Genomic DNA, 12,407 nt, shown 5'->3' with positions numbered 1-12,407 from the left:
ATCTGGTATTCGGAGCCGCGGCGACGAGTGCTGCGGTACGACCGGCACCACCCGGTCGGTACCGTTTCGACGGCGTGGGTCGCCCGTGTGGACGACCGGTGGCTTCGACGACTCGGGACAGCAGAACGGGAAATTTCGGGCATGATCTGGTGGGAACAGCTGGCGGTGTTCGGCGCGGGTATCGGCGCCGGCGCGATCAACACGATCGTCGGATCGGGCACCCTGATCACCTTCCCGGTGCTGCTCGCCTTCGGGATCCCGCCGGTCACCGCGAATGTGTCGAACACCATCGGTCTGGTGCCGGGCTCGCTGAGCGGCGCCATCGGCTACCGGCGTGAGCTCGCCGGGCAGCGGGCCCGGCTGATCCAGCTGGGTACCGCGTCGTTGCTGGGTGGCATCACCGGTGCGATCCTGCTGCTGGTGATGCCGGAGTCGGCGTTCCGGGCGATCGTCCCGGTGCTGATCGTCGCGGCACTGGTGCTGGTGGTGGTGCAGCCACGGCTGGCCGCCTGGGTCAAGCGGCGGCGGGCCGAGGATGCCGCGACGCCGGCACACGGCGGCCCGATCCTGTTCACCGCGGTGTACGCCACCGGCATCTACGGCGGCTACTTCGGTGCGGCCCAGGGGGTGCTGCTGCTGGGGCTGCTCGGCGTCTTCCTGCACGAGGACATCCAGCGCCTCAACGGAGTGAAGAACGTCCTGGCACTGCTGGTCAACGGGGTCTCGGCGGCGATCTTCGTCGTCATCGCCGACGTGAACTGGCAGGCTGCGGCGCTCGTCGCGGCCGGTGCGGTGATCGGTGGTCAGGTGGGTGCCCGGCTGGGTCGTTCGATGTCGCCCACCGCACTGCGGGCCGTGATCGTGGTCGTCGGCTCCGTCGCGGTGATCCGGCTGCTCACTTCCTGAGCGGCGAATCCGGGTGTTACGCGGCGCGATCCCCGGCCCCGGTACCGGACCCGACGGCGTAACGCCCGGTCACTTGTGACGATCGACAAGTCGGTTGCGCAGGTGATGTGTCGTCCGCCGCTTCGCGGTAGCCTGCGCACGGCCATGCGTGATGAGGGAGGTGGCCGCGTGGACAGACGCGCCTTTTTCAAGGCGACGGGGCTGGTGGCAGCCGGTGGCGCCGCCGCGGCGCTGCTCGGACCGGGACGGGCGGCCGCGGATCCGCGTTCCGCGATGTTCCCGCTGTGGGTACCGGAGATCTTCGCCGATCTGCCGGCCGCGCCGGAACACAGTTCCGCGATCGTCATCGGATCCGGCTTCGGTGCGGCGGTCACCGCCCTGCGGCTGGCCGAGGCGGGTGTCGACTGTTCGGTCCTGGAACGTGGCTCACGCTGGCCCAACGATCCCTGGCGGGAGATCTTCACCGGCGACGATCTGCCCGACGGCCGCGGCTTCTGGCATCGCACCAGTTTCACCGGCGTCACCAAGGTGCCGATGTTCTTCGAATCGTTCGGTGGCGTACTCGATGTCACCGAGTACCCGGGCATCGATGTGTGGCGCGCGGCCGCGGTGGGCGGCGGCTCGGTGGTGTTCACCGGCGTGATGATCGCGCCACCGAAGGACCTGTTCGATCATGTCTTCGGTGGCGTGGTCGACTACGGCGAGCTGGAACGCGTCTACTACCCGCGGGTGCGGCAGAAACTGCGGCTCGATGCCATGCCGCCCGATATCTACCACTCGGATCCGTTCACGCACTCCCGGGCCTGGGACGATCAGGTGCGCCGGGCCGGCTACCGTCCGGTGCCCAGCGAATCGATCTTCAACTGGGATGTGCTGCGCGGTGAACTCGGCGGCACAACCCGGCCGTCGGCGACCGTGGCGCGCAGCAACCTGGGAAATTCCAACGGCGCCAAGTTCGACCTGAACCAGAACTATCTGCGCGAGGCCGAGGCCACCGGGCGCTGCCGGATCTTCCCCGGGCACCGGGTGGATGCCATCGCCGCCGAGCCGGGCGGCGGGTATTCGGTGCAGGTCAGCACCCTGGCTCCGACCGGCGCGGTGCTCGCCACCCGCACCCTGACCTGCGACCGGCTGTTTCTCGGTGCCGGTTCGGTGGGCACCACCGAACTGCTGGTCCGGGCCCGGGCCACCGGTGCGCTGCCGGAACTGAACGAACACGTCGGTGGCGGTTGGGGCACCAACGGCGATGTGGTGCTGGCCCGCGGCGCCAGTTCGGTGGCCGGGCACGGCCAAGGGGTGCCCAGCGCGAGCCGGATCTTCGACTCCTCCACGGTTGCGCTGACGTTGGAGAACTGGTACATCCCGGGCATCCCGTTCGAAACCGGGGCGCTGGCCTCGCTGGGGATCGTGCTCGACTCGACCCGCGCCGATTTCGGCTACGACCGCGCGGCCGATCGTGCGGTCCTGCATTGGCCCGGTGCCGCCCAGCAGCAGGTCGTCGACGCCGCCCGCAGCGTGGATCGGCGGATCGCCGACCGGGCCGGTGCGCTGGCCGAGTACGGGGCGCTGGGCTACGACGCGAACGCCCGGTTCACCGCGCACCCGCTCGGTGGTGCCGTCCTGGGCAAGGCCACTGATGGGCACGGCCGGGTGCACGGCCACCCCGGCCTGTATGTGACGGACGGCGCGATGATCCCGGGCAGCACCGCCACGGCGAACCCGTCGCTCACCATCACGGCACTGGCCGAACGGAATATCGAGGCGGTGCTGCGGTCCGGCCGGTGAGCGGGGCGCGCCGGGTGAACCGCTGCCCGAACGGCGGACCGGCCGCTACCCTCGGCGAGGCGAATCGGTGAAGGGAGCAGGTGTGGCCGAGCGGACGGCGGCGGCCCGAACGACGGTGGCGGCCGGGCCGGATCGGGTCGACGAACTACCGGACGCGCGGGCCAAGACCCCCAGCCTGTGGATCGACCTGTTCATGCTGGTGCTGGCCGTGGTCTCGGTGATCCTGGTCGGCTGGGTCACCTTCTTCACGGTTCCGCCGGACATCTACCGCGGCGTGGTGATCGCCGACTGGACCATCTGTGGCATCTTCGCCGCCGAGTTCCTGTGGCGCTGGCGCCGGGCGGGCTGGCCGTGGACGTTCCCGCTGGTGTACTGGTACGAGATTCTCGGCATGATTCCGGTGACCAGCCCGATCTTCCGCACCTTCCGGCTGCTGCGAATCGTGGTCGTGGTGGTACGGCTCGCCCGGATGACCGACCGGGCGCTGGGTGAGCGGGTGACCGCCGCGGTGGTGGGACGGTTCGTGTCGACGATCGTCGACATCATCAAACGCCCGATGACCGTCGCGATCATCGACGAGGTGGCCCGGGTGCTGCGCACCGGCCACTACACCCGCAACATCGCCCGGGCATTCGAGGAGAACCGGAACCAGATCGACGACATGATCGTCGACCTGATCAAGAACGATCCGCAGACCGGCAAGTTGCGCTACATCCCGTTCCACGACGAGATCGTCCGCCTGATCGCCGACACCGTGTACCGGATGCTGCAGCAGGTACTGGCCGACCCGCGGACCGACGAACTGGTCGCGGACATGCTCGAGGAGAACCTGGATCAGATCGCCGCCGCGGTCCGGCAGAAGGGTGGGGCCGCCGCGGCGCAGGTGTCGACCGAGAAGGTCACTGTGCCGGTCGAGTCCTGAGGGTCAGACCGCGTGGTAGTTCTCGATCTCCGGGAACCGCTCGGCGAACTCGATGAAGTTGCCGACCACCTGATCGTTGACCTTGCGCAGCGTCCGGTTCAGCAGCATGCCCGGAATCGGCAACGGCAGGTGCAGCTCCACGTGGTACTCCATATCGGTGCCGTGCGGGCCCGGCGTGAAGTCGAACCGGCCACCGCCCTTGGAGCCGCGGGTGCTGTCCACCACCTGCCAGGACACCCGTTCCGGTTCCCAGGTGTATTCCAGCACCTGCATATCGGAATTGCCCATGAAGTGCGCGGTGACGAAGACCCGGCGGGGCCGGCCGTAGTCGTCCCGCGCACCGACCCGGACGTCGCTGTAGGAGGTCGACCATTCCGGTAGGAGTTCCACCGCCAGCAGTGCGTCGGTCACCTGGGTGATATCGGCGGCCACGGTGAACCGGATGTCGGTTTTCGAGCGCACTGTGTCCTACCTCCGCACCCCCGGTCGAGCAAATGTGACGCCGATTGTGCACAGCGCCGACAGTGATCGTCAACACGTGATCTTCATGTACGGACGTCCAGTTGTGGCCCGTACCTACTGTGCCGTAGGTTGATTGGTTGCGCACCTGCGCCGACCAGGCGGAAAGCGGTCGATTCCGCGGCAATCGGCGGCGCGGCCCGGATGTGCGCTGTCACACAACTCGAGCAGGTAGCGCCCGGACCGCCGATGCATCGCCGGTACCCTGGATAGCCGTTGCCCCTGATAGTCGACTGTGAGGACCCCGCTGTGGCGCTCGTTGTCCAGAAGTACGGAGGATCCTCGGTGGCCACCGCCGAACGGATCCGCAAGGTTGCCGAACGGATCGTCGAGACCAAGAAGCAGGGCCATGACGTCGTCGTCGTCTGCTCGGCGATGGGCGATACCACCGATGAACTGCTCGACCTGGCCGAGCAGGTTTCGCCGGACCCACCGGCCCGTGAAATGGACATGCTGCTCACCTCCGGTGAGCGCATCTCCAACGCCTTGGTCGCAATGGCTATCCACGAACTCGGTGAGGAGGCTCGCTCCTTCACCGGCTCCCAGGCCGGCGTGATCACCACCGGTGCGCACGGTAAGGCCAAGATCATCGACGTCACCCCCGGACGCCTCCGGGAGGCCCTGAACGACGGCACCATCGTGTTGGTGGCCGGGTTCCAGGGCGTGAGCCAGGACAGCAAGGACGTCACCACCCTGGGCCGCGGCGGCTCCGATACCACCGCCGTCGCCCTCGCGGCCGCACTCGAGGCCGATGTGTGCGAGATCTACACCGATGTGGACGGCATCTTCACCGCCGATCCGCGCATCGTCGGTGATGCGCAGAAGCTCGAGCAGGTCTCCTTCGAGGAGATGCTGGAGATGGCCGCATGTGGTTCGAAGGTACTGATGCTGCGGTGCGTCGAATACGCCCGGCGGTACAACGTGCCCGTCCACGTCCGCTCGTCGTACACCGACAAGGTGGGCACCATCGTCAAAGGATCTATGGAGGACATTCCGATGGAGCAGGCAATCCTGACCGGCGTGGCGCACGACGCCAGCGAGGCCAAGGTGACCGTCGTCGGCCTGTCGGACAAGCCGGGCTACGCCGCCAAGGTGTTCCGGGCGGTCGCCGACGCCGAGATCAACATCGACATGGTGTTGCAGAACGTCTCCGAGGCCGAGACCGGTAAGACCGACATCACGTTCACGCTGCCGAAGACCGATCTGCCGCGCGCGGTGGAGATCCTCACCGAGCGGCAGCGCGAGATCGGCTTCAGCGAGATCCAGGCCGACGAGAGCATCGGCAAGGTGTCGCTGGTCGGTGCCGGTATGAAGAGCCACCCCGGCGTCACCGCGACGTTCTGTGAATCGCTGGCCGAGGCCGGTGTGAACATCGACCTCATCTCGACCTCGGAGATCCGGATCTCGGTGCTCGTCGCGGAATCGCAGCTGAACGAGGCGGTACAGGTACTGCACAAGGCGTTCGACCTGGGCGGCGACGAGGTCGCCGTGGTCCACGCCGGAACGGGGCGATAAGCCATGGGTGTACGCGTAGGAGTCGTCGGCGCGACCGGACAGGTCGGCGCCGTGATGCGCAAACTGCTCGAGGAGCGCAACTTCCCGGCCGACGAGGTGCGGTTCTTTGCTTCGGCGCGGTCGGCGGGCAAGAAGCTGCCGTGGCGCGGCGGGGAAGTGGTGGTCGAGGACACCGAGACCGCCGATCCGACCGGCCTGGACATCGCGCTGTTCTCCGCCGGCGGCACCATGTCGAAGGTGCAGGCGCCGCGGTTCGCCGCCGCCGGTGTGACCGTCATCGACAACTCGTCGGCCTGGCGCAAGGATCCCGAGGTGCCGCTCGTGGTCAGCGAGGTGAACCCGGAGCAGACCCGCAACCTGCCCAAGGGCATCATCGCCAACCCGAACTGCACCACCATGGCCGCGATGCCGGTGCTGAAGCCGCTGCACGATGCGGCCGGTCTGCAGCGCCTGATCGTCTCGTCGTACCAGGCGGTCTCGGGTAGCGGTCTGGCCGGTGTCGAGGAGCTCGCCACCCAGATCCGCGCGGTGGCGCCGGAGGCGGAGAAGCTGGTGCACGACGGCAGCGCCGTGCAGTTCCCGGAGCCGAACAAGTACGTTGCGCCGATCGCCTTCGACGTGGTGCCGCTGGCCGGCGGTTTGGTCGATGACGGATCCGGTGAGACCGACGAGGACCAGAAGCTGCGCAACGAGAGCCGCAAGATCCTCGGCCTGCCCGACCTGCTGGTCAGCGGTACCTGCGTGCGGGTGCCGGTGTTCACCGGGCACTCGCTGTCGATCAATGCCGAGTTCGCCGAGCCGATCTCGCCGGAACAGGCCCGCAAGATCGTGGCCGCCGCCCCGGGCGTGCGGCTGGTCGACGTGCCGACCCCGCTGGAAGCGGCCGGTAAGGACGAGTCCCTGGTCGGCCGAATCCGACAGGATCCGGGCGTGCCGGACGGCCGCGGCCTGGCCCTGTTCATCGCCGGTGACAACCTGCGCAAGGGTGCCGCGCTGAACACCATCCAGATCGCGGAAGTGCTGCTGCAGAACCGCTGACGCACTGCAGATTCGAAACGGGCCGTGGCAATCGCCACGGCCCGTTTTCGTGCCACCGAGTTCCGGCCGGTGGTAGACGCGCGCCTCACCGATCGGTGGTCGAGCTTCCGTCCGAAGTGCCGATGGCGCGGGTGACGGCGGTTTCGATCAGGTGCCGGGTCTGCTCGGTGGTGAAGAGGTCCGGCAGCGTGAGCCGGTCCACGATCAGCCAGTTCAGGGCGAAGTAGAGCAGTAGTACGGTGTCCTCGTCACCGGGCATGCCGGAGTCGAGGTGATTGCGCACATTGAACTCGATATCCGCGCGTACCCGCTCGGTGAGGACCTTGCGCAGCTCGGGGCGCCGGGTGGCCTCCAGGCGCAGCTCGAGCATCGCCAGGTAGCCGGTGTCGAAGTTCTCGATCCGGGTGACCACGTCGTACATCAGCTCGGTGATGTTCGCGGCGGTCCGCGGGCCCTCCAGTTTGGCCATCGCCTCGTCGCTCGGCTCCAGCCGTTCGTAGAACCGGCTCCCGATCTGGGTGAGCAGGTCGTCGCGATTCGCGAAATAGTTCGATGCTGTTCCGGCCGGTACTCCGGCCTGCTTGTCGACTGCACGAAAGGTGAGTCCGCGCGCGCCGTCGCGGGCGAGTACCTCGATGCCCGCGTCGACGAGTGCTTGCCTGCGTTCCGGGTTCGTCCGCATCTTGACACCACTCCGTCTGTAGTACTACGTTGAAATCACTATAATCAGAGTACAACAGCTAAGGCGGTATCCATGCGAAAGCTCGTCTACTACATCGGCGTCACCCTCGACGGCTACATCGCCGGTCCGCACGGGGAAGTGGATTTCTTCCCGACGCCGCAGGACTACATCGACTGGATGACCCCCCGGTTCCCCGACGCCATGCCCACCCACCTGCGCCCGCATGTGGGGCTCGACCCCCAGCTCCCCGCCAAGCTCTGGGACACCGTGCTGATGGGCCGCGGCACCTACATCCTCCCGGACGAGCACGTCGAGAGCCCTTTCCAACACATGAAGCAGTATGTCGTCTCGTCCTCGCTGGATCAGGCCGACCACCCCGGCGTGGAGATCTACTCCGGCGACCCGGTCGAGTTGGTCCGCGAGCTCAAGCAGGGCGATGGCCTCGACATCTGGCTGTGCGGCGGTGGGAACCTCGCGGGTCAGCTCGTCGACGAGATCGACGAGCTGGTCATCAAGAGCTATCCGGTCGTCGCCGGTGCCGGGGTTCGCGCCTTCGACGGCCCGTTCCGGCCGACCGGGTTCACGGTGGACCGGCGGCGGGAATTCGGGAACGGAACGCAGGTCACCTGGTTGACCCGGAGTTGACCCGTGTCGAGCGGGCTCGGGGTTCGTGGCGGCTCGACCGGTTGCGGATGCCGGTCTAGCCGCGCGGCGCGGTGCTCGCCGACGGTTCAGTTCGCGTCGGTGAGCAATGAGAGCCGGACCTGGCGGTCGGGGTTGTCGACATTCAGATCGACCAGGGCGATCGACTGCCAAGTGCCGAGGGCGAGTCGGCCGTCGACGACCGGAATCGTGGCATAGGGCGGGATCAGCGCGGGCATGACATGCGAGCGGCCGTGTCCGCGGGAGCCGTGCGCGTGCCGCCACCGGTCGTCGGCGGGCAGCAGGTCGTCCAGGGCGGCGAGCAGGTCGGAATCGCTGCCGGCGCCCAGTTCCAGGATCGCCACTCCCGCGGTGGCATGCGGCACGAATACGTGCAGCAGGCCGTCGGAACCGGATTGCGTGGCGAAGTCCGCGCACTGCGGGGTGATGTCGTGGACCGTTTCGCGGCGGCCGGTCGTCACCGTGAACACCGAGCTCTTCATGCGCCCATGGTGTCATGTCGCAAGCGGCGATCGGAGGAGTGTGGAGTCGCTGTCCGGGCCGGATGGGTCCGGTTGTGCCGCTCGATCGCGGAGCTGCAGCAATCGTCGAGGCCGGTGCGCGGGCGATCCGGCCCATCCCGGCAGCCGTGTCCGATGATGGGCCGGATTCCTCAACCGGCGTCCGGGGCCGAGATCCGGGTACGCGGCAGCAGCAACGCCGGAACCAGCGCCAGGCCGATCAGAGCCGGGGCGAGCAGGTAGGTGTGCTGGAACGCCTCGGCCAGCGCGGGAGCCAGGCCGGTGCGCTGCGCCGGATCCATCCCGTGCAGGGTCTGCAGGCCACCGTCCACCGGGAGCACGGCGCTCAGCAGCACCGAGTTCACGGCGATGCCGACGGCCATGGCGGTGGTGCTGATCATGTTCAGGACGGTCGACCCCGCGGCCTGCTGCTCCCGGCGCAGCGGCCGGGTCGCCGTGGTCATCACCGGCATCAGCGTGCCGCCGCCGCCCGCACCCATCAGCAGCATGGTGGCGCCGAGCGACCAGTACGACGCATCGGCATCAAGCTGGACCAGGAACAGGACGAAACCGGTGAGCGCCACCGTGATCGAAGCGGGCAGGTATCGACCCGGGGGGATCCGGTCGATCAACCGGCCTGCTACCTGCATGGTCGCCCCGGAGGCGAGTGCGAACGGGATGCCGAGCGCCCCGGCCACCAGTGCCGACTCGCCACGAACCACCTGGAAGTACAGCGGCAGCAACAACATCGAGCCGAAGTAGCCGGCCGCGAACAGGGCCAGCAGGACGGCCGAGGTGCCGGTCGTCCGGTTGCCGAGCACCCGCAGGTCCAGCAGCGGGGACGAGATGCGCAGCGATCGCCGCACGAACCCGGCGATCAGCGCGCCGCCTGCGGCCAGCGGCAGCAGGACTGCGGGAGCGGTGAATCCGGCGTCCTCGCCGGCGGCGGTGACCCCGTAGATCAGCAGGGCCAGCCCGGGCGACATCATCAGCAGGCCCGGAACATCCAGCGGGCGTGGTGGTTCGGGCGCATCGTCGGGGACCACCCGGGCGGCCAGGACCAGCACGACCGCGCCCAGCGGCAGGTTCAGGAAGAACATCCAGCGCCAGGACATCTCGTCGATGAGGTAGCCGCCGATGACCGGGCCCAGCAGCGGACCGACCAGGATGGCCAGGCCGAGGGTACTCATCAACCGGCCGAGACGGTCCGGGCCGGCGGCGCGCAGCAGGATGGTCATCGCCACCGGCATCAGCAGCCCGCCACTGGCGCCCTGCACCACCCGGAAGGCGATCAGCGACTCGATATTCCAGGCGAGCCCGGCGAGCACCGAGCCACCCGCGAAGGCGGTGATCGCGGCCAGGTACAGGCGTTTGGCGCCGAAGCGGCCGACCAGCCAGGCGGAGGCGGGTACCACGGCGCCGAGCGCCAGCGAGTATCCGGTGGCCACCCATTGCACGGTGCCGAGCCCGGCGTCGAACTCCATCGACAACCGGTTGATCGCGACATTGACGATGGTCTGGTCCAGCGTCGCCATGATCATGCCGATCACCAGAACCAGGGCGATCCGCATCGGATCGCGGGTGCGCCCGGCCGCGGGGGCCAGTTTCTCGATGGTCACCGCGGTCACTTCCCGTACGGGTGGACGGCGCGGGCCGTGCGCAGCGCCTCGGCCCACCAGGTCAGCTGGTCGAGCAGGGCTGCCGCGGCGGCTTCGGCCTCATCGGGTTCGGTCAGGGCGCCGGATTCGTCGAACTGTCCCCACGGGTTGTGGAAGGAAACCGCGTCCCGGACGGTGACCGAATGCACCTCGGCGAACACCGGGCGCAGGTGCTCCACCGCGCGCACGCCGCCGGACCGGCCGCCGTAGGAGACGAAGCCGACCGGTTTGGCCTGCCACTCGCGGTGGTGGGCGTCGATCAGATTCTTCAGGCTGCCGGGGTAGCTGTGGTTGTACTCCGGGGTCACCACGACGAATCCGTCGGCCCGGGCCAGGGTTGCGGCCGTCTCCGGCAGCGACGGGTGGTCGGTGGCGGCACCGAAGGTGTGTGGCAGAGCGATCCGGCGCGTGTCGACGACATCGACGGCCCACGTGTCCCGGAGGGCGGCCCGGCGGACGAACCAGTCGGCGATCGTGGGCCCGAAGCGGCCCTGCCGGGTGCTGCCGATCACGACGGCGAGTCGCAGCGGGCCGGAATCGGCCGGGGTCTGGGTAACCGGGTGGGTCATGGGGTTCCTCCGCGTCGATGGCGGCCGGGTGCCGCCGCTGGAACCCACGATGCAACCTCAACAATTGTTCAGGTCAAGTCCTCCGGTTGTTCGGGGCGAGCCGATACAGCGCCGCGCCGATCGCGAGCGCCGCCAGCCCGGCAAGTACCGACACCGGTGGCAGCGCCAGGGCGACACCCGCACAACCCAATGCACCCAGCGCCGGAATCCACCGTGGCGGCCGGTTCTCCGCATCGGTCAGGGTGGCGGCCGAGATGTTGGCCACCAGGTAATAGAAGAGCACGGCGAAGGAGGAGAATCCGATCGCGGTACGCAGATCGGCAAAGGCCGCCAGTCCCGCCACCACGACGCCCACCGCGAGCTCCGCATGGTGCGGTACCCCGAAACGCGGATGCACCGCGGCCAGCGTGCGCGGCAGGTGGCCGTCCCGGGCCATGGCGAACGCGGTCCGGGACACCCCGAGGATCAGCGCGAGCAGTGCACCGGCCGCCGCCAGGACCGCGCCCACCCGGACCACCGGGGCCAGCGCCGGCACCCCGGCCGTCGTGACCACCTGGGCCAGTGGATCGTCGGCGCCGGCCAGACCGGCAGAGCCCAGAACCAGCAGCGCGGTGATCGCCACCACCGCATAGACGGCCAGCGCCAGCCCGAGTGCCAGCATGATCGCCCGCGGGATGGTGTGCTGCGGATCCCGCACCTCTTCACCGAGAGTGGCGATGCGCGCATAGCCCGCGAACGCGAAGAACAGCAGGCCGGCCGCCTCGAGCACATCGCCGGGGCGCACCTGTTCCGCCAGCGCGGTGGCGCCGGAGTGGTCGCCGGTCAACCCCGTCACGACCACGGCGACCAGCACCCCGAGCACCGTTGCGACGATCACTCGCGTGGCCAGCGCCGATTTCCGGACACCCACGTAGTTGACCGCGGTGATCGCCACGACCGCGCCCACCGCGACCGCATGCGCCTGCTCCGGCCACGCATAGTTGCCGACGGTGAGGGCCATCGCCGCACAGGAAGCGGTCTTGCCGACGACGAATCCCCATCCGGCCAGGTAGCCCCAGAACGGCCCGAGCCGCTCCCGTCCGTACACGTAGGTACCGCCGGACGTCGGATACCGGGCGGCCAGCCGAGCCGAGGACATCGCATTGCAGTAGGCCAGCACCGCGGCGATCGCCAGTGCGAGCAGCAGCCAGCGGCCCGCCGCACCGGCCGCGGGCGCCAGCGCGGCGAATATTCCGGCGCCGACCATGGCGCCCAGACCGATCACCACCGAATCCCGCAACCCGAGGCTGCGGCGCAGGTTCTCCTCCGCGTGCATGTACTCATCCTCGGGCATCCGGGTGAACGGAAAACGCCACCGGGTGCGGAGGGGAATGGCACCCGATGGCGTTCCGATCGCCGACAGCAGCACGCCACTACCGCAGGCGGAAGATGCCGACGTCCCACAAGCGCCTCTCGGCGAGTGGTCGCTCGAAGCGACAAAAGGTGCGGCCCGGGGCTGTCCGGACGCCGACAAGCGGATACAACGCGGCCCCCGCCGCCCCTATTCCGCGCCCTGCACGGTGATCCGCCCCACTCCGCCGACGGCCGGTCCGGCGCCGCCGGAAGCCCGGCCCAGCCGTCGAACCGGTTCGGAATGCGGGTCCGACCGCA

12 protein-coding genes are annotated in these 12,407 nt (G+C 68.8%); 6 read left to right on the top strand and 6 right to left on the bottom strand.

What is annotated here, in order from left to right; genetic code table 11:
• The first annotated feature begins 141 nt into the window (after positions 1-141).
• The 3 genes from AC1HFH_RS00185 to AC1HFH_RS00175 all read left to right on the top strand — a co-directional run bounded on the left by AC1HFH_RS00185 (position 142) and on the right by AC1HFH_RS00175 (position 3,613).
• Positions 142-906 (top strand): sulfite exporter TauE/SafE family protein, encoded by a 765-nt coding sequence (locus AC1HFH_RS00185; protein WP_480245395.1) that lies wholly within the window; start codon positions 142-144, stop codon positions 904-906.
• 168 nt (positions 907-1,074) lie between these two features.
• Positions 1,075-2,691 (top strand): GMC oxidoreductase, encoded by a 1,617-nt coding sequence (locus AC1HFH_RS00180; RefSeq protein ID WP_480245394.1) that lies wholly within the window; start codon positions 1,075-1,077, stop codon positions 2,689-2,691.
• A gap of 82 nt (positions 2,692-2,773) precedes the next feature.
• Positions 2,774-3,613, top strand: a complete 840-nt coding sequence (locus AC1HFH_RS00175; RefSeq protein ID WP_480245393.1) for an ion transporter — start codon at positions 2,774-2,776, stop codon at positions 3,611-3,613.
• Positions 3,614-3,616: 3 nt separating this feature from the next.
• Here AC1HFH_RS00175 and AC1HFH_RS00170 read toward each other — a convergent pair whose 3' ends face one another.
• Positions 3,617-4,075 carry an SRPBCC family protein gene (locus AC1HFH_RS00170; RefSeq protein WP_480245392.1) on the bottom strand — a complete coding sequence of 153 codons (459 nt, stop codon included), beginning with the start codon at positions 4,073-4,075 and terminating at the stop codon, positions 3,617-3,619.
• 306 nt (positions 4,076-4,381) lie between these two features.
• Here AC1HFH_RS00170 and AC1HFH_RS00165 point away from each other — a divergent pair, with 306 nt between their 5' ends.
• Both AC1HFH_RS00165 and AC1HFH_RS00160 read left to right on the top strand, forming a co-directional pair.
• Positions 4,382-5,647, top strand: coding sequence for an aspartate kinase (locus tag AC1HFH_RS00165; protein WP_480245391.1), 1,266 nt, complete (start codon positions 4,382-4,384; stop codon positions 5,645-5,647).
• 3 nt (positions 5,648-5,650) lie between these two features.
• The gene (locus tag AC1HFH_RS00160; protein ID WP_480245390.1) at positions 5,651-6,685 is read left to right on the top strand and encodes an aspartate-semialdehyde dehydrogenase; all 1,035 of its coding nucleotides are present in this window, start codon (positions 5,651-5,653) and stop codon (positions 6,683-6,685) included.
• 85 nt (positions 6,686-6,770) lie between these two features.
• Here AC1HFH_RS00160 and AC1HFH_RS00155 read toward each other — a convergent pair whose 3' ends face one another.
• On the bottom strand, positions 6,771-7,367 hold the full coding sequence (locus AC1HFH_RS00155) for a TetR/AcrR family transcriptional regulator (protein WP_480245389.1): 597 nt from the start codon (positions 7,365-7,367) through the stop codon (positions 6,771-6,773).
• 72 nt (positions 7,368-7,439) lie between these two features.
• Between AC1HFH_RS00155 and AC1HFH_RS00150 the strand changes: the two genes are divergently transcribed.
• Positions 7,440-8,012, top strand: coding sequence for a dihydrofolate reductase family protein (locus AC1HFH_RS00150; protein ID WP_480245388.1), 573 nt, complete (start codon positions 7,440-7,442; stop codon positions 8,010-8,012).
• A gap of 86 nt (positions 8,013-8,098) precedes the next feature.
• Here the strand turns inward: AC1HFH_RS00150 and AC1HFH_RS00145 are convergent, their stop codons facing one another.
• The 4 genes from AC1HFH_RS00145 to AC1HFH_RS00130 all read right to left on the bottom strand — a co-directional run bounded on the left by AC1HFH_RS00145 (position 8,099) and on the right by AC1HFH_RS00130 (position 12,072).
• Positions 8,099-8,512 carry a secondary thiamine-phosphate synthase enzyme YjbQ gene (locus AC1HFH_RS00145; protein ID WP_480245387.1) on the bottom strand — a complete coding sequence of 138 codons (414 nt, stop codon included), beginning with the start codon at positions 8,510-8,512 and terminating at the stop codon, positions 8,099-8,101.
• 170 nt (positions 8,513-8,682) lie between these two features.
• Positions 8,683-10,149 (bottom strand): DHA2 family efflux MFS transporter permease subunit, encoded by a 1,467-nt coding sequence (locus tag AC1HFH_RS00140; protein WP_480245386.1) that lies wholly within the window; start codon positions 10,147-10,149, stop codon positions 8,683-8,685.
• A 5-nt stretch (positions 10,150-10,154) separates the two neighbouring features.
• A complete protein-coding gene (locus AC1HFH_RS00135) occupies positions 10,155-10,757 on the bottom strand; it encodes an NADPH-dependent FMN reductase (protein WP_480245385.1) in 603 nt (200 codons plus the stop codon).
• A 73-nt stretch (positions 10,758-10,830) separates the two neighbouring features.
• On the bottom strand, positions 10,831-12,072 hold the full coding sequence (locus tag AC1HFH_RS00130; protein WP_480245384.1) for an APC family permease: 1,242 nt from the start codon (positions 12,070-12,072) through the stop codon (positions 10,831-10,833).
• Between the last annotated feature and the right edge of the window lie 335 nt (positions 12,073-12,407).

Source organism: Nocardia sp. KT25-26, from assembly GCF_056627695.1.
This window is presented reverse-complemented; position numbering and strand designations above follow the sequence as displayed.